At 62.9% G+C, this 20,925-nt stretch carries 23 protein-coding genes and 2 pseudogenes; 12 read left to right on the top strand and 13 right to left on the bottom strand.

What is annotated here, in order from left to right; translation table 11 throughout:
* Nucleotides 1-188: 188 nt before the first annotated feature.
* A pseudogene (locus tag AC0L16_RS32130) lies at nucleotides 189-584 on the top strand (DDE-type integrase/transposase/recombinase); the annotation flags it as partial.
* 484 nt (nucleotides 585-1,068) lie between these two features.
* On the opposite strand, the gene AC0L16_RS32125 reads toward AC0L16_RS32130, so the two are convergent.
* On the bottom strand, nucleotides 1,069-2,298 hold the full coding sequence (locus tag AC0L16_RS32125; RefSeq protein WP_473625548.1) for an FAD-dependent monooxygenase: 1,230 nt from the start codon (nucleotides 2,296-2,298) through the stop codon (nucleotides 1,069-1,071).
* A gap of 15 nt (nucleotides 2,299-2,313) precedes the next feature.
* Nucleotides 2,314-2,559, bottom strand: coding sequence for a zinc-finger domain-containing protein (locus tag AC0L16_RS32120; protein ID WP_077375721.1), 246 nt, complete (start codon nucleotides 2,557-2,559; stop codon nucleotides 2,314-2,316).
* A 354-nt stretch (nucleotides 2,560-2,913) separates the two neighbouring features.
* Here AC0L16_RS32120 and AC0L16_RS32115 point away from each other — a divergent pair, with 354 nt between their 5' ends.
* Both AC0L16_RS32115 and ppx read left to right on the top strand, forming a co-directional pair.
* Complete coding sequence (locus AC0L16_RS32115; RefSeq protein ID WP_473625547.1) at nucleotides 2,914-5,115, top strand: RNA degradosome polyphosphate kinase; 2,202 nt, start codon at nucleotides 2,914-2,916, stop codon at nucleotides 5,113-5,115.
* Nucleotides 5,115-6,650: an exopolyphosphatase gene (gene ppx, locus AC0L16_RS32110; protein WP_473625545.1), complete on the top strand. Its 1,536-nt coding sequence runs from the start codon at nucleotides 5,115-5,117 to the stop codon at nucleotides 6,648-6,650. Before AC0L16_RS32115 ends, ppx begins: the two co-directional genes overlap by 1 nt.
* A gap of 9 nt (nucleotides 6,651-6,659) precedes the next feature.
* Here the strand turns inward: ppx and AC0L16_RS32105 are convergent, their stop codons facing one another.
* From AC0L16_RS32105 to AC0L16_RS32090, 4 genes are all read right to left on the bottom strand, one after another.
* Complete coding sequence (locus tag AC0L16_RS32105) at nucleotides 6,660-7,082, bottom strand: DoxX family protein (RefSeq protein WP_473625544.1); 423 nt, start codon at nucleotides 7,080-7,082, stop codon at nucleotides 6,660-6,662.
* 171 nt (nucleotides 7,083-7,253) lie between these two features.
* Nucleotides 7,254-7,676 carry a DoxX family protein gene (locus AC0L16_RS32100; RefSeq protein WP_473625543.1) on the bottom strand — a complete coding sequence of 141 codons (423 nt, stop codon included), beginning with the start codon at nucleotides 7,674-7,676 and terminating at the stop codon, nucleotides 7,254-7,256.
* A 123-nt stretch (nucleotides 7,677-7,799) separates the two neighbouring features.
* Nucleotides 7,800-9,197, bottom strand: coding sequence for a class II fumarate hydratase (fumC, locus tag AC0L16_RS32095; protein ID WP_473625542.1), 1,398 nt, complete (start codon nucleotides 9,195-9,197; stop codon nucleotides 7,800-7,802).
* A gap of 107 nt (nucleotides 9,198-9,304) precedes the next feature.
* The gene (locus AC0L16_RS32090; protein ID WP_473625540.1) at nucleotides 9,305-10,087 is read right to left on the bottom strand and encodes an NIPSNAP family protein; all 783 of its coding nucleotides are present in this window, start codon (nucleotides 10,085-10,087) and stop codon (nucleotides 9,305-9,307) included.
* 94 nt (nucleotides 10,088-10,181) lie between these two features.
* Between AC0L16_RS32090 and AC0L16_RS32085 the strand changes: the two genes are divergently transcribed.
* Entirely contained in the window at nucleotides 10,182-10,847 is a 666-nt protein-coding gene (locus AC0L16_RS32085; RefSeq protein WP_473625539.1) for a TetR/AcrR family transcriptional regulator, read from the top strand.
* Between the two features lie 36 nt (nucleotides 10,848-10,883).
* Here AC0L16_RS32085 and AC0L16_RS32080 read toward each other — a convergent pair whose 3' ends face one another.
* Nucleotides 10,884-11,471, bottom strand: a complete 588-nt coding sequence (locus AC0L16_RS32080) for a hypothetical protein (protein ID WP_473625537.1) — start codon at nucleotides 11,469-11,471, stop codon at nucleotides 10,884-10,886.
* A 120-nt stretch (nucleotides 11,472-11,591) separates the two neighbouring features.
* On the opposite strand from AC0L16_RS32080, the gene AC0L16_RS32075 reads away from it, so the two are divergent.
* A complete protein-coding gene (locus AC0L16_RS32075) occupies nucleotides 11,592-12,722 on the top strand; it encodes a metallophosphoesterase (RefSeq protein ID WP_473625536.1) in 1,131 nt (376 codons plus the stop codon).
* 173 nt (nucleotides 12,723-12,895) lie between these two features.
* On the opposite strand, the gene AC0L16_RS32070 is transcribed toward AC0L16_RS32075, so the two are convergent.
* On the bottom strand, nucleotides 12,896-13,075 hold the full coding sequence (locus AC0L16_RS32070) for a CsbD family protein (RefSeq protein ID WP_473625535.1): 180 nt from the start codon (nucleotides 13,073-13,075) through the stop codon (nucleotides 12,896-12,898).
* A gap of 572 nt (nucleotides 13,076-13,647) precedes the next feature.
* Here AC0L16_RS32070 and AC0L16_RS32065 point away from each other — a divergent pair.
* The 5 genes from AC0L16_RS32065 to AC0L16_RS32045 all read left to right on the top strand — a co-directional run bounded on the left by AC0L16_RS32065 (nucleotide 13,648) and on the right by AC0L16_RS32045 (nucleotide 15,390).
* The gene (locus AC0L16_RS32065; RefSeq protein WP_010915421.1) at nucleotides 13,648-13,857 is read left to right on the top strand and encodes a cold-shock protein; all 210 of its coding nucleotides are present in this window, start codon (nucleotides 13,648-13,650) and stop codon (nucleotides 13,855-13,857) included.
* A 337-nt stretch (nucleotides 13,858-14,194) separates the two neighbouring features.
* Complete coding sequence (locus AC0L16_RS32060) at nucleotides 14,195-14,422, top strand: hypothetical protein (RefSeq protein WP_023800606.1); 228 nt, start codon at nucleotides 14,195-14,197, stop codon at nucleotides 14,420-14,422.
* Nucleotides 14,422-14,829: a hypothetical protein gene (locus tag AC0L16_RS32055; RefSeq protein ID WP_473625533.1), complete on the top strand. Its 408-nt coding sequence runs from the start codon at nucleotides 14,422-14,424 to the stop codon at nucleotides 14,827-14,829. Before AC0L16_RS32060 ends, AC0L16_RS32055 begins: the two co-directional genes overlap by 1 nt.
* Nucleotide 14,830: 1 nt before the next feature.
* The gene (locus AC0L16_RS32050; RefSeq protein WP_254026743.1) at nucleotides 14,831-14,998 is read left to right on the top strand and encodes a hypothetical protein; all 168 of its coding nucleotides are present in this window, start codon (nucleotides 14,831-14,833) and stop codon (nucleotides 14,996-14,998) included.
* A 5-nt stretch (nucleotides 14,999-15,003) separates the two neighbouring features.
* Entirely contained in the window at nucleotides 15,004-15,390 is a 387-nt protein-coding gene (locus tag AC0L16_RS32045) for a YkgJ family cysteine cluster protein (protein ID WP_473625532.1), read from the top strand.
* Nucleotides 15,391-15,530: 140 nt separating this feature from the next.
* Here the strand turns inward: AC0L16_RS32045 and AC0L16_RS32040 are convergent, their stop codons facing one another.
* Together AC0L16_RS32040 and AC0L16_RS32035 are read right to left on the bottom strand one after the other, a co-directional pair.
* Nucleotides 15,531-16,835 (bottom strand): metal-dependent hydrolase family protein, encoded by a 1,305-nt coding sequence (locus AC0L16_RS32040; protein ID WP_473625550.1) that lies wholly within the window; start codon nucleotides 16,833-16,835, stop codon nucleotides 15,531-15,533.
* Between the two features lie 478 nt (nucleotides 16,836-17,313).
* Nucleotides 17,314-18,153 carry a class I SAM-dependent methyltransferase gene (locus AC0L16_RS32035; protein ID WP_473625531.1) on the bottom strand — a complete coding sequence of 280 codons (840 nt, stop codon included), beginning with the start codon at nucleotides 18,151-18,153 and terminating at the stop codon, nucleotides 17,314-17,316.
* A gap of 276 nt (nucleotides 18,154-18,429) precedes the next feature.
* On the opposite strand from AC0L16_RS32035, the gene AC0L16_RS32030 reads away from it, so the two are divergent.
* Complete coding sequence (locus AC0L16_RS32030; protein WP_473625529.1) at nucleotides 18,430-19,041, top strand: LysE family translocator; 612 nt, start codon at nucleotides 18,430-18,432, stop codon at nucleotides 19,039-19,041.
* Between the two features lie 15 nt (nucleotides 19,042-19,056).
* On the opposite strand, the gene AC0L16_RS32025 is transcribed toward AC0L16_RS32030, so the two are convergent.
* Together AC0L16_RS32025 and AC0L16_RS32020 are read right to left on the bottom strand one after the other, a co-directional pair.
* The gene (locus tag AC0L16_RS32025; protein WP_473625528.1) at nucleotides 19,057-19,443 is read right to left on the bottom strand and encodes a nuclear transport factor 2 family protein; all 387 of its coding nucleotides are present in this window, start codon (nucleotides 19,441-19,443) and stop codon (nucleotides 19,057-19,059) included.
* Between the two features lie 17 nt (nucleotides 19,444-19,460).
* On the bottom strand, nucleotides 19,461-19,910 hold the full coding sequence (locus AC0L16_RS32020; RefSeq protein ID WP_473625527.1) for an OsmC family protein: 450 nt from the start codon (nucleotides 19,908-19,910) through the stop codon (nucleotides 19,461-19,463).
* A 115-nt stretch (nucleotides 19,911-20,025) separates the two neighbouring features.
* Here AC0L16_RS32020 and AC0L16_RS32015 point away from each other — a divergent pair, with 115 nt between their 5' ends.
* Nucleotides 20,026-20,637 carry a TetR/AcrR family transcriptional regulator gene (locus AC0L16_RS32015; RefSeq protein ID WP_473625525.1) on the top strand — a complete coding sequence of 204 codons (612 nt, stop codon included), beginning with the start codon at nucleotides 20,026-20,028 and terminating at the stop codon, nucleotides 20,635-20,637.
* Between the two features lie 78 nt (nucleotides 20,638-20,715).
* On the opposite strand, the pseudogene groEL reads toward AC0L16_RS32015, so the two are convergent.
* Nucleotides 20,716-20,925, bottom strand: a pseudogene (gene groEL, locus AC0L16_RS32010) (chaperonin GroEL); the annotation flags it as partial.

Here is a 20,925-nt window from a genome sequence, read left to right as displayed (position 1 = left end):
CGCCGTCGTCTTCGGCGAGAGGTTCGTCAGCCAATGACGAAAGCGGGCCTCGCGCACAGAATTCCTGACAGTCCCCGAGCACCATCACCGAGATCCTGCGCCGACACGGCCGGCTGACTGAGTCCGCCCTCCAACATCCAGGTCCGCATCAGCGCTTCGAGCGGGACAGTCCCAATGAACTCTGGCAGATGGACTTCAAAGGTCACTTTGCGACCCATACGGGACGTTGCCACCCTCTCACTGCAATCGACGATCACTCGCGCTACAACATCGTGCTGTCGGCCTGTGGCGACGAGCGGGGGCCGACAGTACGCCGGGAACTGGAAGGGGCGTTCCGCCGCTATGGCCTGCCGCTCGCCATGCTGATGGATAACGGTCCGCCCTGGGGTGATCCGGGCGGCGATCCTTATACCGGCTTCGGCGTTTGGTTGATGCGGCTGGGCATCCGTGTCCTGCATGGCAGGCCACGCCATCCGCAAACCCAAGGCAAGGAAGAACGCTTCCACCGCAGCCTCAAGGCTGAAGTGATGAACGGGCGTAGCTTTCGTGACCTCGACCAGTGCCAGCGAGCTTTCGACGAGTTCAGGCCCCGCTATAATCATGAGCGGCCCCACGAGGGCATCGGCATGGCTACGCCGGGGCAACGCTATCGGCCGAGCTCGCGACCCTTTCCAGACATACTGCCGCCCATCGAATACGCACCTGGCGACCATGTTCGCAAGGTCGACAGCGATGGCTTCATCAGCTTCAAGAACCGGCCATGGCGCATCAGCAAAGCCCTGCGCGGCGAACCGGTCGCCCTTCGCGCCTCCGACCAGGACGGCATCTTCAGCCTGTACTACTGCGCCTATCGGATCACCACCATCGATCTGCGACTAACACTAACCGACAGACAGATCAGTCAGACCCCTCGACGAGGCTGTCACTTGCCCCAGCAAACCGACCTCATGATGTGTCCACCATGTCTCCGAACACCTGTCCACCTTGTCCCCGGTACAAACAGGGCCCTGTGGGGGGAGATGTCCGGCAGGACAGAGGGGGGCGCTGTCCCGCCAGCCTATCGAGCTCTCATCGCCGATCGCCAACTTCCGGCGGGTTCCAGCCATAGAGCCAGTCGAGATCGGCCGCGAGCCTTTCCGGCGAGCGCCACTTCAGGAACAGGTTGCGCGCGACGGCCACCGGCCCCGCTGCATGCCAGGCGAGCCGGTTGACGGCACCGCGGCGGGCGACCTTGGCGATGCGCGGGCGCCGCACCTTTTCCCAGGCGGCAAGCGCGCTCCCGGGATCGGCAGGCGAGGCGGCGACAAAGCCGGCAAGGGTTGCGGCATCCTCGATCGCCATCGCCGCGCCCTGCGCCGCAAACGGCGTCATCGCATGCGCCGCGTCGCCGATCAGGGCGATGCCGGCGGGCGTCGTCCATGGCTGTGCTTGGTCGACCGTATGGATCGGCCATGCGGTCCACGGGCCGGCGTCCTCGGCAAGCCGGGCCAGTGCTGGCGCCGTGCCACGCATGGCGCCGGCGAGGATATTGGGGTCGGCGTGGCCCGACCAGCCCTCGGCGATGATCTCGTCCCTGGTGAAGGCGGCCAGGTTGAACGCCGTGCCGTTGCTGACCGGATAGGTGACGAGGTGGAAGCCGGGATGCAGGAAGGTGGTCACGCAATTGGCGGCGCCGACCGCCGCAACGGCTTCTCCCGCGACGCTGTCTGCACTGATCGTAGCGCGCCAGGCAAGCTCGCCCGAAAACCGGCTTTTGGCCGGAAGCCCGCCAAAAGCGCGGATCGCTGACCAGACACCGTCGGCGCCGATCAGCAGAAAGCCGCCGGCTTCGACTGTCTTGCCGGCAATCTCGACTGTAGCCGTGGCATAGCGCGGTCCCGTGGCGATGCCGCCGACGCGCGCGCCGGTGACGAGACTGATGTCCGGCTGTTCGGCAAGGCGCGCCATCAGCGCGTCTTGCAGGTCAGCCCGATGAGCGACGAGATAGGGCGCCTGCCAGCGCCTTTCGGCTGCTTCGCCAAGCGGCACCCGCGCCAGCTCACGCAGCGTGGCGGCGTCCTTGAGCACGACCGCCTCCGGCCGCACCGCCGCCGGCAACAGCCGGTCGAGCACGCCGAGCTGGCGAAGGATGCGCGTCGCGTTGGGCGAGAGCTGGATGCCGGCGCCGGCCGCTTCGAGGCGCGGCGCCTGTTCGAACAGCCGCACCAGATAGCCGCGCTCGGAAAACGCCAGTGCCGCGGTCAGTCCGGCGACGCCGGCTCCGGCGATAACGACCTGCCGGGACCGGGTGTCGTCCATGGGATGGTGTGCGCGTCAGGCGGCCTGGTCGATATACAGGCATCCGGCAGGCTGCGTTTCCGTCGCCTTCAGCTTTGGCGAATAGCGAAAAAGCGTCGAGCAATAGGGGCAGACCTTTTCATTGTCGTCGCCCATGTCGAGAAACACATGCGGATGGTCGAAAGGCGGGTTGGCGCCGGTGCACATGAATTCCTTGACGCCGATGTCGATTGCCGGATAGCCCGCATCGTTTTGGAAATGGGGAATCGAACCGCCTGCCATCGTCGTCTCCTGCATTTGCCGCATGACCGCGGAGCATGCGCAAAATCAAAATTCCACCGCGTCCCTGGCGCGTCCAAAGGAGGCGCCACGCTGCAGCCTGGATTCACGCCCAAAGGACGCGCCGCGCTGTAGCCTGGATTGCATCTGGATCATAAGCTGTCTCTTTGCAAGATCGATGAAATCAAACTGTCGTAAAAGCCTGTCACAGGATAAGCTAAGCCGGTTAAGGCATGGCCCCGAAAATCGAACTCGGTTCGCTGGGGATCATGCATGGCTTATGAGTGGTAGAGCGTCTTTGCGCGTCCGGAAAGACGCGCCACGCTGTGGCCAGCGGGTGCGAAACGAGCAGGAACCATGAACGAACTAAAGCCGGTGCAGAGCGAATTCACCACTGTCGAGGTGGCGAGCCCAGAGGGCGGCAACCCGGACCGGTTCGTCAACCGCGAGTTTTCCTGGCTGCAATTCAACCGCCGCGTCCTCGAGGAATCGCTGAACGCCAATCATCCGCTGCTCGAGCGTGTCCGTTTCCTGTCGATTTCGGCTGCCAATCTCGACGAGTTCTTCATGGTCCGTGTTGCCGGTCTCGCCGGCCAGGTTCGCGAAGGCATCACGCTGAAGAGCCCGGACGGCCGCACCCCCGAACAACAGCTGGAACAGTTGCTGCGCGAGGTCGAGCGCCTGCAGGAGGACCAGCAGAAGAGCCTATCCGCGCTGATGCTGCTGCTCGACAAGGAGGGCATCGAGAGCATCAGCCGCGATGCGCTGACCAAGGACGAGAAGACCTGGCTCGAGGATCATTTCCAGGAGCAGGTGTTTCCGGTGCTCACACCGCTTTCGATCGACCCGGCGCATCCGTTCCCGTTCATTCCCAATCTCGGCTTCTCGATGGCATTGCAACTGCGCCACCGCAGGAATGGCGAGGAGATGAGCGCGCTGTTGCGTCTGCCGGTGGCGCTGAAGCGCTTCATTCGCTTGCCTGACCGCAAGCGTCATGTCCGCTTCATTCCGCTAGAAGAGGCGGTCGGGCTCTATATCGGCAAGCTGTTCCCCGGCTACGAGGTCAAGGGCTCCGGCACGTTCCGCATCATCCGCGACAGCGACATTGAGGTCGAGGAGGAGTCGGAGGATCTCGTGCGCCTGTTCGAGACGGCGCTGAAACGTCGTCGTCGCGGCTCGGTCATCCGTATCGAATTCGATAAGCTGATGCCGGCCGAACTGCGCGAGTTCGTCGCCGGCGAGCTTGGCGTCTCGTCGAGCCGCATCAGCGTGCTCACCGGTCCGCTGGCGCTCAGCCAGATTTCCGAGATCGTCGCCATCGCCCGCGACGATCTCAAGTTCAAGCCCTACAATCCGCGCTTTCCCGAACGCATCCGCGAGCACGGCGGCGACTGTTTCGCCGCCATTCGCGAGAAGGACATCATCGTTCATCACCCCTACGAATCCTTCGACGTGGTGGTGCAGTTCCTGCGCCAGGCGATGGCCGATCCGGAAGTGGTGGCGATCAAGCAGACGCTCTATCGCACTTCGAACGACAGCCCGATCGTGCGCGCTTTGGTCGACGCGGCGGAGGCCGGCAAGTCGGTGACCGCGCTGGTCGAGCTCAAGGCGCGTTTCGACGAGGAAGCCAACATCCGCTGGGCGCGCGACCTCGAGCGCGCCGGCGTTCAGGTCGTGTTCGGCTTCCTCGAACTGAAAACCCACGCGAAAATGTCGCTGGTGGTGCGGCGCGAGGACGGCAAGCTGCGCAACTATGTGCATCTCGGCACCGGCAACTACCATCCCGTCACCGCGCGCATCTACACCGACCTGTCCTTCTTCACCACCGATTCGACGATCGCCCGCGATGTCGCCCAGCTGTTCAACTTCATCACCGGCTACGCCGAGCCGACCGAGGAGATGCGGCTGGCCATCTCGCCCTTCACGCTGCGCAAACGCATCCTCAGGCACATTTCGGACGAAATTGCCCATGCGCTGGACGGCAGGCCGGCCCGCATCTGGATGAAGATGAATTCGCTGGTCGACCCGATCATCATCGACGCGCTCTATGACGCCAGCCGCGCCGGCGTCGAGATCGATCTCGTCGTGCGCGGCATCTGCTGCCTGAGGCCCCAGGTGCCGGGCCTGTCGGAAAACATAAGGGTCAAGTCGATCGTCGGCCGCTTCCTCGAACACAGCCGCATCTATTGTTTCGGCAACGGCCATGGACTGCCGTCGGACGGGGCGGTCGTCTACATCTCATCGGCCGATTTGATGCCGCGCAATCTCGACCGTCGCGTCGAAACCATGGTGCCGATCACCAATCCAACGGTGCATGAACAAGTCCTCGGCCAGATCATGCTGGGCAACATCATGGACAACCAGCAAAGTTTCGACGTATTGGCTGACGGAACCTCCCGGCGCGCCACGCTCGAGGAGGGCGAGGAACCGTTCAACGCGCAGGAATATTTCATGACCAATCCGAGCCTTTCCGGACGCGGCGATGCGCTGAAATCGCATGCGCCCAAGCGCATCGCGCAGTTCAAGCGCCGCAAGAAAAACGCCGCAGCGACCGGCTGATGATTTCAACGTCCCAGGGCCGGCTTCAGGACCGCCGTCCGCTGTCCATCATCGACATCGGGTCGAACTCGATCCGGCTTGTCGTTTATGAGGGGCTGGCGCGCTCGCCGACCACGCTGTTCAACGAAAAGATGCTGGCCGGCCTCGGTCGCGGCATCGTCTCGACCGGAAAGCTCGATCCCGAGGCGGTGACCCGCTCGATGGAGGAGTTTCGGCGTTTCCGCGCGCTGTCCGAGCAGGCCGGCGCCGAGCGTATGTATGTGTTGGCGACCGCCGCCGCCCGCGAGGCGGTCAACGGCCCCGATTTCATCCACCGCGCCGAAGATGTGCTCAAGACCGAGGTCCAGGTGCTGAGCGGGCGCCAGGAAGCCCACTATTCCGCACTTGGCGTCATTTCCGGCTTCCATCCGGCCAACGGCATCGCCGGCGACCTCGGCGGCGGCAGCCTCGAACTGGTCGACGTCGACGGCGAGGCAATCGGCGACGGCATCACGCTGCCGCTGGGCGGCCTGCGCCTGCAGGACATGGCCAAGAACTCGCTGCCCCAGGCGGCAAAGATAGCGCGCGACGAACTCGCGAAGGCAAAGCTGCTGAAAGGCGGGCAGGGCAGGCCGTTCTATGCCGTCGGCGGCACCTGGCGAAACCTCGCTCGGCTGTACATGGAAATGACCAGCTATCCGCTGAGCGTCATGCACCATTACGAGATCGGCATCGACAGCGCTGCGAACTTCCTCAAGCAGGTCGCCAAGGGCGAGATCGAGAAGATAAGGGGTATCGAAGGCGTCTCGAAGAACCGCCGCTCGCTGCTGCCTTATGGCGCCATCGTGCTGCAGGAGATCATGGCGGCGATGCAGCCGTCAAAGATCATCGTCTCGGCACTGGGCGTGCGCGAGGGCTTTCTCTTTTCGCTGCTCGACAAAGCCGAGCAGAAGGCGGATCCGCTGATCTCGGCCTCGGAGGAACTCGCCCGGCTGCGTTCGCGCTCGGTTACCCACGCGCAAGAGCTTGTCGAGTGGACGGGCAAGACCTTCGCCGCCTTCGGCATCGAGGAGACGGTCGACGAGGCGCGCTACCGCCAGGCCGCCTGCCTGCTTGCCGACATCGGCTGGCGTGCGCATCCCGAATATCGTGGCAAGCAATCGCTCAACATCATTGCCCACGCCTCCTTCATCGGCGTCGACCATCCCGGCCGCGCCTTCCTGGCGCTGGCCAACGCCTACCGTCATGAGGGCATCTTCAACGAATCGATTGCGCCGGAAATCAAGGCGCTGGCGACGCCGCGCTATATCGAGCGCGCCCGCGTGCTGGCCGCGGTGATGCGCGTCGTCTACCTGCTGACGGCGGCAATGCCGGGGGTCATGCCGCGGCTGAAATGGCAGAGCCGCGGCAATGGCGTGCTTGCGCTGGTGCTGCCGGCCCCGCTGGCCGATCTTTACGGCGAGCGGCCGGCCGGCCGGCTGGCACAGCTGGCGAGGGTCACCAATCGCCGGCTGGTGCTGGCGGTCGAGGGCGGCTCCAGCGTTTCGGTGAAGTAGTCTGTCTCATCAAGTGGCGTCGGCGTCGATCCCAAAACCCTGGCCATCGATCGAATAGGCGCCGGCGCCAGCCATAGCCAGCGCCAGAAAACCGCCTGATAGGGCGATGTCCTTCATCAGCATCTGCGAATGCATGAAGGTCAGCATCGGATCGTCGCCACCCTGGCCATAATGGCCGATGAAGCCTGCCGCGATACAGAAGGCGGCAAGCAGGAGCGCCACGATCGAGGTGTTGAGGCCGACGAGGATAAGCAGTCCGGCGATCAGCTCGAACAGGCCCGTCGCCCAGGCTGCGAGTGTCGGCAGCGGCAGGCCAAGGCCGTCAAAATAACCTGATGTGCCGGCAATGTCGCTAAGCGCGTGGAAGCCGGACGGAACGAATAGCGCGGCGAGCAGCAGTCGGGAAAACAGAAGCAGCGCATTGCGGGGCATTGGTCACCTCCGATGTCGGCCAGGCCGGTTGGCCTGTTCCTCCCCGACGCCTCGACCTTAGCAGAAATTCGGGTCAGGCCACTCGGCCCGGCGAAAGTCTGGATAAACCGACAACGAAAAAGGGACGCGGAAAATTCCGCGCCCCTTGCTGCAAATCGTTCCTGGCCCGCTTCAGCCGCGCTTGGCGTCGACCGAATAGGCGCCGGCGCCCGAGGAAGCCAGCACGAGGAAGCCGCCGGCAATCGCCAGGTTCTTCATGAAGCTGATCATCTGCATCTGATCGGCCCAGCCGGTGTGGGCGACCAGTCCCGTGGCGACGGTGAAGATCGCCAGCACCCAGGCGGTGATCCGGGTCTGAAAGCCGATGAGGATAGCGACGCCGCCGAGCAGCTCGATCAGGCCGACGACAATCGCCGTTACGGTCGGCATCGGCAGGCCCATGCTGCCGAAGTAACCGGCGGTGCCGGCGATCGCAGTGAGCTTGCCGAAACCGGAAAGCACGAAGATGACTGAAAGCAGGACGCGGCCAAGCAGGATGGTGGCCGAGGCGTTGGAAACAGTGCCGGAACCGGCAACGGACGTGTTGGTGGACATGGTGGGCTCTCTCCGGAAGGGGTTGTGGTGTCCCCCCAGATAGATCAGGTGGACTGTTCACCAAAGATGCGGAATTGGTTACAGATCGTTCACAGCAGTAACGTTTTTGCGATCAGCGCAAGATCATCCCGGATGCGTCATGTCCTCCGGCCGCACCAGGCGGTCGTAATCGGCTTCGCTGACCAGCCCGGTGGCCAGCGCTTCCTCGCGCAAGGTCGTACCGTTCTTGTGCGCGGTCTTGGCGATCTTGGCGGCATTGTCGTAGCCAATGGTCGGCGCCAATGCCGTCACCAGCATCAGCGAACGGTCGAGGGCGGCCTTGATGTTGTCTTCCCGCGCTTCGATGCCGACGACGCAATTGTCGGTGAAGGAGATAGCGGCGTCGGCGAGCAGCTGCACCGACTGCAGGAAATTATAGGCCATCAGCGGATTGTAGACGTTGAGCTCGAAATGGCCCTGGCTGCCGGCGAAGGTCACAGCCGCATTGTTGCCGAACACCTGGATGCAGACCTGCGTCAACGCCTCGCACTGGGTGGGGTTGACCTTGCCCGGCATGATCGATGAACCCGGCTCGTTTTCCGGCAGCGACAGTTCACCGAGGCCGGAGCGCGGGCCGGAGCCGAGCAGACGAATGTCGTTGGCAATCTTGAACAGGGCGCCGGCGCAGGCGTTGATCGCGCCATGCGAGAACACCATGGAATCATGCGCCGCCAGCGCCTCGAACTTGTTCGGCGCGGTGACGAAGCCGATGCCGGTGATCGCGGCGATGCGCGCCGCCACCTTCTCTGCAAAACCGACCGGCGCGTTGAGGCCGGTGCCGACGGCCGTGCCGCCTTGCGCCAGTTCCTGCAGGCCGGGCAGCGTCATCTCGATGCGTTTGATCGAGGAGGCGACCTGCGCGGCATAGCCTGAGAATTCCTGGCCAAGGGTGAGGGGCGTCGCGTCCTGCGTGTGGGTGCGGCCGATCTTGACGATGTGGGCGAATGCTTCGGTCTTGGCCTCCAGCGCGGCGTGCAAATGCCTGAGCGCCGGCAACAAATCGTGCACGATGCGCTCGGCGCAGGCGATGTGCATGGCCGTCGGATAGGTATCGTTCGACGACTGGCTCATATTGACGTGGTCGTTGGGATGCACCGGTTTCTTCGATCCCATGACACCGCCCAGCAGTTCGATCGCCCGGTTGGAGATCACCTCGTTGGCGTTCATGTTGGATTGCGTGCCCGAGCCGGTCTGCCAGACGACCAGCGGGAAATGATCGTTCAGCTTGCCGTCGATGACTTCCTGAGAGGCTTCGATGATCGCCTTGCCGATGACCGGGTCGAGCCGCTTCAGCTCCATATTAGTTTCGGCCGCTGCCCGCTTGACGATGCCGAGCGCGCGAACGATCGACGCCGGCTGCTTTTCCCAGCCGATTTTGAAATTGCCCAGCGAACGCTGCGCCTGCGCGCCCCAGTAACGATCGGCGGCGACCTCGATGGGACCGAACGTGTCGGTTTCGGTTCTGGTCTCTGGCGCGCTCACATGTCTCTCCGGTCTGTCGAATTCGGCACCGGCGTATCGCGTTGCACAAATGGCTTCAAGCGGAGATTGTGAGCGGCAAGAATGCAAATCGGTTGAAGAAGCGCCTCTCACCGCCGAAGCAGCGATCGTGAGGTTGGAGATAGGCGCAAGGTCTCGGTCGATCTGGCCAGACGTGACTGGGCCTTCCGCTCGAAGGCCTGCCACTCCGGGGAACCGGCAGGCGCTTCTTCATGGCGGGCATGGGCGTCGGTGCTGTCGAAACCCGCGACGCTGATGAAGACGTTTTCGCCTGATCGCACCGGCAGGCGGGGAAAGCTGTTTTCGGCATGCTCGGTGACAAACGCAGCAAGCGGCCGTGCGGCAAGTGCCGCCAACACGGGAATCGCATCGGCTTCGAAGCGGCTGGCGAAGTCGGCTTCGGCGCCGGGCCGCAGATGATGAATCTTGATAACAACAATGTCCGACAAGCGATTGTCTCTGCTTGGCTTTTCGTGACCCGGCAAGGCCGCCCGTTGTGCGCCCGACAGATCGAAGCCGGCGCCCGGCCATGCCGGTTTCAGCAACAGCACGTCGTCGGAGGAGATCATCGTAGCGTTGGCGGCGTCGCGCCAGGCCGCCCACACGGGTCCCTCGTAGAAGGCGGTCAGTGCATTTTTCCGCGCTTCCATACCGTCGAAGCCGCGCAGCCAGACGAACATGTCAGGCCGGTCGAGATCGCGAAACTGACCAATGATGGTCATCCCTGCCGCTTCCTGACCCTCGATCAGGTGACCGTCGAAGATGCCGATCAGCGTGTCGCGCCGGCCGGGTTTCAGCGTGTATTGCCTCAGCTCGACGACCGGCGAGGCGTTGAGGCCGGATTTGGACGCGGCATTCAGGGGCAGACTCATCGCGCAATCTCCAAAACAGGGCATTCATCCTGTTTATAAACAGACCGGTTGTCCTGTTTTGTCAATCTGGTATCGTGTGGAAATGTCAGCAGAGATGACCGCTCGCCCAAAGGCGCAGCCCGGCAAACGCATCAACGACCCGGAAGGCCTGCGCAAACGTGTGCTCGATGTCGCCGAAGCCTCGTTTCAGGCGCGCGGCTACCACGCTTCCAGCCTGGGCGACTTGATGGCCGCGGCAGGCGTCACCGGCGGCGCGCTGCATCATCACTTCCCGACCAAGAAGGCGCTGGCCCTGGCGGTGATCGAGGAGCGGGTCGCCGCGGCCGTCGAAGCAACATGGATCGCGCCGGTCCAGGCGGCAGGCTCGACGCGCGAGGGCGTGCGCAGCGTGTTCGAGGCCGTGGCAGCGGAACTGGAGCAACAGGGTTTTGTGCGCGGTTGCCCGCTCAACAACCTGGCGCATGAATTGTCGCTTGCCGATCCGGATTTCCGCACCGCCCTTGCCGGCATCTTTTCGGCGTGGCGCCAGGCGATCGCCGACAAGGTCAGGGCCGACCAGCAAGCAGGCAGGGAGCAGGACACCGATCCGCAGCATTTCTCCGCACTCGCGGTCGCCACCTATTCCGGCGCCATGTCGATGGCCAAGACGACGCAGGATTCTGCTGTGCTGAGCGATTGCCTGAACGCGCTGGAGCAGGGAGTTTCCTCAGCAAGAGCGAAGCGACGTCGCAGGGTGCTGCGGCAGTACAAAGCCTTTTGATGCCGGAGCGCCAGTCGCCCTCTGCCCTGCCGGGACTTAATTCGGCAGCGGTTTGATGACCTCGTAGCCGACCACGCTTTCGGCGTTGGTGCCCTCGTCATAGCGCCTGGCCAAAACGGCCTGCAGGTCGGGCGCGTAGAGCGCGGTGAATTCATCCTGGGTCTTGCCGGCCTCGCTCTTGATTGTCTGCCTGACGGCGAGCACATTGTATTTGCAGTCGCCCAGGCTGAACGTCTCTTTGCCTTTGACGTTGATCTCGAGCGTCTCGGTGCCCTTCGGCTGTTTGTTTGCAGCGAGGCGGACGAAAACGGTCTTGCTTTTCGCGCCGGCCTTGAGCGGAAACAGCTTTCTGAGATCCGAAAACGGGATCATCGCAAGCTGACCGGTGTCGCTGTCGCGAAACACCTCGATCAGACCGCCGAACAGAAACTGCGTCTGCGGCGATTGGGATTGGTATTCGTTGGCGACCGACACCATTCCACCCGCCGCCGGTCGAAACTCGCTGTGGATGCCGGGCCTTTCGAGAACGAAGCCGGCCTTGGCGGCTTTGGCGTCGATGCATTCGGCAGCATGAGCGGCGCTCGCCAGGATGGTAAGTGCCGTCGCGATGGATATAGTCTTCATAGCGTTTGCCCGCGCAGGTTGAGTCCTGACCTGAAAGCAATGCCAGACCTGCGGCAGCGTGTCGACATGCCGTTCGCGGCAACTGGACGAAGGGGCGCCGGCTGTGCTGAATTTCAGGCCATGAATCGCATCTCGGCAGGATCACTCTCCCGGCGCCGCTTCCTGGCTAAGGCGGCTGGGTTTGCTGCGGCCGGCGCGCTTGCGCGACCGGCGCTCGGACAGACCGGGCAGCGCATTGCGCCTGTCGACGCCACCTTCCTGTTCGTCGCCGATATCCATGCGTGCCGCATGGACGGTGGGCTGAGCCCCAATTGCCAGCAGGAAGGCAAGACCGACGCCGCCTTGCTGATCAGTGTCGCCGCGTTGAACGGCATTAGCGAGAAGGCGTGGCCCGCCGAAATCAACGGCATCGCCACCAGCCTGCGCTCAGCCGGCAGCCGCATCGGCACGCCGCTCGGCCTCGTGGTCGGCGGCGACATGACCGATGACGGCGGCGGCCAAGTCATCCAGCCCAGTGAAGGCACGCAGCTGCTCCAGTTCAGCCAGCGTTATCAGCAGGGCGTCGGCCCCGATCGCGTGCATGTGCCGGTCTATGTCGGCCTCGGCAACCACGATCTCGACCAGAACGGCCCGCCAAACCACGTCGACTGGTACCGCCGCGAAATGCGGGACTATGTCGAGGTCAACCATCGCGCCGGCGTGTTCTTCAAGCCGCCGGTGCCGGTGACCAGTTACGATGTCGACACCGACTGCTACTCGTGGGACTGGGGCGGCCTGCATCTCGTTCAGACGCACCGTTTTGCCGGCGACACCGGCCACGGCGCGGTCTCCGGCCTGCCATGGCTGAAGCAGGATCTGGCGACCTATGCAGCGGACGGCCGCCCCGTCATCCTGTTCCAGCACTATGGTTGGGATGTTTTCTCGATCGAACGGTGGGATGCCGCCAAAGGAACTTTCGACGATGACGGCGCTGGTGCGCCGCACTGGTGGAGCGAAGCGGACCGGCAGGCATTGCTGGCGGCGCTGAGGGGCTACAACGTCATCGGCGTCTTTCATGGCCACCAGCACGAGACAGCGATGATCTACCGCGCCGATGGGCTCGACCTGTTCAAGCCGAAGGCCGCTTATATGGGCGGCTTCGCGCTGGCGCGCGTGACCGGCGACAGCATGGACGTGGCGCTTGGCGAAGCCGTTGGCGACCTTGGCGAGGTCGCCTTCACCAGCGTTCTCTCAAAGAGCCTGAACTTCTAACGGCAACGGAAGCAGACAGCAGACCGCCCAATGCATGTCGCGCAAAAGTGTGCAGCGGTTTTGCGATAACGACATGCATTAAACAAAACACCAACCCTAAAGCGCGTCGCATGAGGCCGGTCAAACGCGACGCGCTTTAGGCCGCTTCCTCATCGCAATTGAAGCAGCAGGGTTCAGATCACCTTCCTGAGCTTGTCCTTGATGTCGCCATAGGCCTTCTGCATTTTGCCGGCGATCTTGTCGGCCACGCCTTCAGCCTGGACGCGCCTGTTGCCGGTGGCCCTGCCGGCGGCTTTCTTCACCGAGCCCTTGAACTGCTTGGCTAGCCCCGCAACCTGATTCTTGTTCACCATGGCCGCATCTCCCGGAATCAATCTGCCGTTTGGGAAACGGGCGGCTTGGGTTTTCGGTTCCGGAGCCCTGCCTCGTCGGTCAATCAACAGGCCACGGCCTTTGGCTCTGACCGCCATGCGATTGCTATTCGGCATAAAAGAACGCCCCTCGCGCGTTTTATTGCACGGGAGGCGTCCTTTGTGTCAGCCTTTCCTGAGATTGCTCTCATGAACTGCTGACGATACACAAAATGCACGGATGCCAAAATGGTTCCCGGCATCGTGCAATTTTTTTTAAGTGCTGGATCTGCCCGGTTCAGCGTCAGATCCGCCTCTTCACGGAGACAGAAAACCGGACAACTCGTGTGCTACCTAACCCGGACAACTCCGGCGCTACCCGACACGACGAAAGCAAAAAATTGACACCGCGCCAAAAGAAGTCTAAAAGCAATTCGTCGATATTTGTTTGACCGACTTTTGTTATCCGCGTGTCCAGGCGCGCCTTTGACGAACTTCCCCCATCAAAATCGAGACAAACGCTGTGGTGCATTCGCACGACGGCGAACGAATATTTGCCACGGAAAGGGTTCGTTATGAGCACAGGCACAGTTAAATGGTTCAACGCCACCAAGGGTTTTGGTTTTATTCAGCCTGACGACGGCTCGGCCGACGTTTTTGTCCACATTTCGGCCGTAGAGCGCGCCGGAATGCGCGACATCGTCGAGGGCCAGAAGCTCGGCTACGAGATGGTCCGCGACAACAAGTCGGGCAAGATGTCCGCTGATCAGTTGAAGGCGGCCTAAAACGGAATTCAGCCTCGCCGGTGACCACGGATGTACTGGCACCGGTAAACGGCTAATTCCAGCGCATGACCCCGGAAACACCGGAAAGGATCATGCGCTGGAATTAGAAGTGCACGTTCAACTGGACGCGCGGCGCTCCAGCGGAGGTCAGGCAATGCCTGGCCTTTTGCGTTTGGGGCGCTGCAAAAGTTCGAAAAGAGCACCGCGCGTTCGCTTGAACGTGCTAAGGATGCTCCGGCAAATTTGAATCCGACTGCCGTATTGCTTTGTGCGTGGTCCTGGTCGAAGACCGGTCTCGCCATTTTTCGGCATTACGCTCCGAACCGGGAGAAAGACCTTGACCGCCACTTCAAAGAAATCCCGCGACCAGGCCGAATCCATCTTCAGCAAGACCCAGACCCAGTCCATGTCGCTCAACCGCATTATTTCCGAGCAGGATGCTGTCAGCCAGGCACGGGAAGCCAAGACCGCGCGGCTGCGCGAACTGCGCCTGGAAAAGGAAGCTGACGAGCTGGCTGCAGCCGCCGCGCTCGCGGCCGCGCCGAAGCGCGTGGGCAAACGCTGATGGCCACCAAGCGCGTCCCGCAAAACGCGATCGCCGCCGATTCGACCATCGCCGATGTCGTGGGAGCCCTCGACAAGCCGGTCGAGTATGTCCGGCGCGTGCTCGAAAAGCTCGAGCGCTGCAAGCGTGCCCATGGCGATGCCCAGGTCAGGCTCGGCGTGCGTGGCCGCTCCGAATGCCCGAACTATCTGATCGAGTATGTCCGCGAAAATGCCAGGACCCATGAGCGCGTCACCCATCAGGATGCCGCCTATAGCGGCAGCACGCATCGCGAGCTGGCACCCCGGCACATCGAGGAGGCCAGGAACTGGTCACCCGAGGAAATGAACATCACGGCGGTCTCGGCGCTGATCGGCCGCCTTCGCAACCCGAATGCGCCATCATCGCGTTTCTCCGACGAGGATTGATATGGCCATAAAATTTTCCGCCAAGGATCAGCCGGCAGCATCCGCTGCCACCGCAAAGCTGGCCAAGCCGGCCGCCGCGCCGAAAGCCGATGTTGCCGCCGAGGCAGCGACAGACCTGTTCAAGTCGCCGGCGGACGTCGCGTCGCGCAAGACCAGGAAGAAAAAATAGCGCCCTTGCCGCGCAGCGCCGGTATGAATCCCGTTGCGTCAGGGCTGCTCGCCTTGGCGAGCGCCGGGAATTTTTCGTCATCGGAGGAGCGCGCCGCTCCTCTCTTCGACTGCCAGAGCTGTGGCGCTTGCTGTTCCTATTCGGCCGAATGGCCGCGCTTCTCGACCGAAGATGACGCGCAGCTCGACCGGATCCCGCAAGACTATGTGGCTGCCGACGAAGCCGGCATGCGCTGCGACGGCGTGCGCTGTTCGGCACTTTCCGGCGACGTCGGCAAGTCGACCATTTGTGGCATCTACGACGTCCGGCCGGACGTCTGCCGCGCCTGCATGCCCGGTGGCGACGACTGCCTGATGGCGCGCAAGGCACATGGGCTGCCGGCGCTGTTATAGCGGGCCTCGATAGCTGTCAGTTTGAATTTCCGCCTCGGGTGGGAAGCCGCCATTCCTTGTCGCTCGCTGTGGAATGCCTGCGCTCTGCGGCCAGCAGGCCATCGGATGCGTCGAGTAGAGACGGGCGGCTCAGTCGTTCCTCACTGAGTCAGCGTGTTTTTGTAGATCAGGCCGTCCTTCATGATGATTTTGAAGTTGTTGGCAGGATCGGCCACCAGGTCGAGGTTCTCCAGCGGATTGCCTTCGACGAGCAGGAGGTCGGCGAGCGCGCCCTCTTCGATCACACCGAGCTTTCCCGGATAGGGATTGCGAAGGCCCGACAGCGCGAGCAGCTCGGCATTTGTCCCGGTCGCCATGACGAGCGCTTCGGCAGGCGTGTGCCAACGCACAAGCGACGCCAGGATTGCTCCCTGCTGCTTCGCCAGCACGCGGGAGAACAGGACATCGGTGCCCCATGCCGTCTTGATCTTGTATTTCTTCGCGAGTTCGTAGGTCCTGCCGATGCCCGGCCACACCTCATCGGCCTTGGCTCGCTCGACCGAACCCTCTCGGAGGCCTGTCCTCATCAATTCGGGAAGCGGCTGCAAGCTCAGCCAAACGTCCTTTTCGGCGATCAGCTTGGCGGTTGCCTCGTCCATGAGGAAGCCGTGTTCGATGCACTTAACGCCAGCCGCGACAGCCTTCCGGATCGCATCCGAGGTGAAGGCGTGCGCGGCGACGTAGGTGCCCCAATTCTCGGCAATTTCAACGGCGGCCCGCAGTTCGGGCTCGGTGAAGGTGGTGACATCGAGCGGGCTGTGCGGCGACGACACGCCGCCGCCGGCTGTCAGCTTCAGCAGCGCGGCCCCCTGCATGAATTGCTCGCGGGCACGCAAACGAACCTCGTCGGGGCTGTCCACGACTATGCTGCCGCCGTTCCTCTCCATGGGGGTGAACAAGCCGCCGATCGTCCGAGGCAAGTCGCTGAGCTGGCGGAAATCGCCATGCCCGCTGGTCACGGTGATCATGGCTCCGGACGGATAGATGCGCGGTCCCGCTATGATGCCTTGATCTATCGCGCGCTTGAGGCTGAACGCCGGCCCGCCCACGTCGCGAACGGTGGTGAAGCCGCGCATCAGCGTATCCGTCGCCTCGTCGCCGGCCGCAAGATTGGCGAAGCCGATGTCGCCCATCGCCTCTGCCGGGGTGGATGCAATCAGCATTGCGTGCCAATGCGCATCGATCAGCCCCGGCATCAGCGTTCGCCCGTTGCCGGCAATGCGCTGTGCGCCCTCGGCCGCGATGGGACTTGTCGAAATCCGCGCGATCAGGTTGCTCTGGACCAGCACATTCGATGGGGCCGAAAGTGCAGCGCCTTTTCCGTCGAAGATGCGGACGTTTTCGAAAAGCACGTCGTCAGCGGCCGCAGTTGCGCAAAGTCCGAGCACGAGGGCTGCCGCAAGCATTTCTCTGCCTGAGCGAAGGATCATGAAAGCCGTGCGGGCCGAGAAAACGGCTGCGGCGCAGGACACGGCATGCGCCACGACCTCGCCTTTTGTCAGCTCCTGCGATCCAAAGTATTTGTGACACATGACGATTATCCTGCTTCGGGAGGAGGTGGTCACGGCGCAAGGACAAGTTCTAGATTATACGGCATCGTCGTCAAGAAGCGTTCCAGACTGGTCTCTTTCGCAGTGAAGGGTCGTATCGAAGGTCAGGCCGATCGTGGTGATACCAAGGCAAGCAGTGCATGGTTTGCCTGAGGAAGCGATCAGACGAGGGAGCGCGCCCGGAATGGGTGGGAAGTCGCCGTTCGGTTCATCTGCCAGAACAAGCACGTTGCCAAGAGCGGGATATTCGCCTTGGTCTTTCCTGCGAGGCAGCCGCCCAGAACCCAGGAGAAGGATTGGTACGGGCTACCCTGTCGCTCCAGTCTTGTCATGGCTAGGTCGGGGCACGCGACCAGGCGCCCACTTCGGAGCGGCTCACGATCACGCTACCCGCCTCGATTTCGAGCTGCATGCGCTGTCCCAAAGTTTCAATATCGACCTCAGCGGCCGTCGCAACTCCCCGGCTCTGTATTTCCGGCAGCATCGTGACAATGAGTTCAGCGGTCTGGTCTGACCAGTCGAGACCGCTCTTGGTTCCCCCAACAACCGCTTCCAAGTGCATTGAGGGCGCGGTCAATCCAGCCGCGCGGAAAGCCGCATCGAGCTTGATACCCATATTGGTCTCGATACCGCTGCGCCGGAACGTCTCGACGATCCATCGACAGCAGTCGTCGTAGGTCGGCGCTGGCGGGCTGGATCGACAGCCGTCCCAATCCGGCTCATGGAAGACGATGGTCCCTCCAGGCCGGAGGTGACGAGCGACGCCACGCAGCATCGCCACAGGATCGGCTTGAAACATCAGAACATAGCGGCCGATCACGGCGTCGAACGGTCGGTCGAACGAGAGTGCTGCTGGATCGCCTTCACGGAAGCTGACATTCTGGATCGGATGCGCCGCCGCGCGCCCCTCCGCCGCCGCAAGGGCCGCTGGAGCCCGATCTGCGCCGATGACCTGACCTTCGCTGCCAACCATCTCGGAAACCAGGAATGTAACGTCGCCCGCGCCACAGCCGACGTCGAGCACGCGCATCCCGGGACTCATGCCCGCAGACAGCAAGATTCTTCGCGTGATCGGGTTAATGATGCCCGCCTGATGGCTGAGACGCCTGATCTCGCGATCGGAATGGACGAGAATATACGGGACGTGAACGTCGGCACGAGCAGCGACTTCCATGGCTTGCCTCCCCTCATACGACTGTTCCCCAAGGGGACATCGCGTACGTCGACGACTATGCGCCGATGCGGCAGCCAGTCAACCAGACTGGCTGTTGACCTCAATGCGAATGTCGCTTCAGGGTCAATGCTTGCCTTAGAAGTCCTCCGAACAAAGGGCAAAGAAGGGTCGTGAGCCGAAATTCGAAATGAGACACTACCGGCCCCCGGGCCGGCTTGTGCCCGCGCGGTTCGCTGGCTACGCTGCCGGCGCAGGGACAACGCCGGGAGACCATCCGTGAGCATCGAATTCTTGTTGACGTCGCTGATTGTCGTGGCTTCGCCCGGCACCGGCGTTCTCTATACGCTCAGCGCCGGGCTTTCCCGTGGCGCGCGCGCCAGCATCATCGCTGCTTTCGGCTGCACGCTCGGCATCATCCCGCATATGGCGGCCGCCATCACCGGCCTGGCGGCGCTGCTGCACACCAGCGCACTCGCCTTCGAGACGCTGAAATATCTGGGCGTCGCCTATCTGCTCTACATGGCGTGGAACACGCTGAAGGAGAGCGGCGGCTTGAACGTCGGGCACGATGTCGCGCCGCGCTCGGCCGGCAAGGTGATCACCTCAGGCATCCTCATCAACATTCTCAACCCGAAGCTGTCGATCTTCTTCTTCGCCTTCCTGCCGCAATTCGTCAGCACCACCGAACCGCATGCGCTGTCGAAGATGCTGGAGCTCAGCACCGTCTTCATGCTTTTGACCTTCGTCGTCTTTGTCGGTTACGGCATCTTCGCCGCCTCGATCCGCAGCCATGTCGTGTCGCGGCCGATGGTGCTGACCTGGATGCGCCGCAGCTTCGCCGGCGCCTTCGTCATGCTTGGCGCCAAGCTGGCGCTGGCGGACCGGTAGGGGAAGGCCGGGCAATCAGCCCTTGACGTAGCCCATCGCCTCGACGATCCGCCCGCCTTCGACGCGCATCAGGTTGACGCCGCGCAGCGAGTTGCCATCGGTCATCCAGTAGCGCCAGCGGATCGTTGCCCGCTCACCGGCGACGAACGTCTCCTCGATATCGAAGCGCGTGCCGGGTTCGCTGGCGATCGCCGACCACAGCCGCAAGCATGCCTCCCGGCCGTCATGGCGGGCGCCATCCGGCGCCGGCACGGTGTTTTCGATGACGCAGTCCTCGGCCACCAGTCCCGGGAGTGCCGACGGATCATGAAGCTGGAACACGTCGTTGAAGCGCCGCATGATCTCGGCCGTCTGTCTGGATTGGTCGTCGGGATGAACGACCATGATGCTATCCCGTTCCATCTCGGTACCTCCTGATTTCATTTTTCCGCAGCGGCGGCCGCGACGAGGTCGGCCTTGAGCCTGATATCAGCCACGCCGGCCAAAGCGCGCGAGACGAGGCATGTTGCTTTCGCCGATTGGGCAAGGCGCTGGAATTCCTCGGGCGCCAGTCCCGGGACCTCGGCTTCCGTTTCGAGGTCGATGCGGGTGAGCGTCGGTCCGGCCGTGCTCGTGCCGAGATGCACCTTGGCGACGGTGTGAATCCGTACGGGGACATGACCGCCGCTGCCGAGAATGGCGCTCAACGCCATTGAAAAGCAGCCGGCATGCGCCGCCGCAATCAGTTCCTCGGGATTGGTGCCGGGACCGTTTTCGAAGCGCGATGGGAAGGAATAGGCGCCTTCGAAGACGCCGCTGCCGAGCCGGAGACGGCCCGAGCCTTCTTTCAACGAACCCTGCCACTGGGCCTCTGCTTCACGGATGGTCATTTTGTCGTTCTCCTCGATGGAATGGCGTCGAATATATAGACTGATCTACATATTATATAGACCGATTGTCATATTCGGCGCAAGCCTATAGTGCTCACTCCTGACAGAGGTTGACATGGCGAACGACACCCGCATCCGCATCATCGAGGCGACGGCGCTGCTGCTGAGGCAGCGCGGCTATCACGGCACCTCGCTCAACGACATCTTGAGCACCTCCGGTGCGCCAAGGGGATCGCTCTACTTTCATTTTCCGGGCGGCAAGGACCAATTGGTCATCGAGGTGACGCGCGACAGCGTGGACAAGGTGTCTCGATGGCTTGGCGAAGAGCTGGCCGCCGAAAAAGATCCGGCGGTGGCTGTCCACCACATCTACCAGTCGGTCGCACGCATGCTGGAGGACAACCAGTTCACGCTCGGCTGTCCGATCGCACCGGTGGTGCTGGACTCGCCGGCCGACGTGCCGGAACTGGCCGAACTGTGCCGGTCGGCTTTCGAGCAATGGGTAGGCCTGCTGCAGGCGGCCTTCGTCAGGGCCGGGGTGCCCGAGCGCCGCGCCCGCGCCCTGGCGCTGCTTGTCGAATCATCGCTGGAGGGGCTGATGGTGATCGCGCGCGCCAGCCGCGACCGCGCCCCGGTGCTGGCGGTGGCAGATGAAGTCGCTGCGCTGATTGAAGGTGCCTTGCCTGCCGAAGGGGAGCTGACACGGCGCATTGACGCCGCCGTCTGAGCCGGGCAGCCCGCTAAATAAATCAAACAAAAAGGGCGCCTTTCGGCGCCCTTTCCGTGAATGCGAGGCAATGTTGGATTAGAAATCCATGCCGCCCATGCCGCCCATGCCGCCGCCGCCCATGCCGCCTGGCATGCCGCCACCAGCCGACTCCTTCTTCGGAGCCTCCGCGATCATGGCTTCGGTGGTGACCAGCAGGCCGGCGACCGAGGCCGCGTCCTGGAGAGCCGTGCGCACGACCTTGACCGGATCGACGATACCCATGGCGATCATGTCGCCATATTCGCC

It is taken from the genome of Mesorhizobium sp. WSM4848, assembly GCF_055811375.1.
Note: the sequence above shows the minus strand (reverse complement) of the source record. Positions and strands in the feature narration are given on the sequence as shown.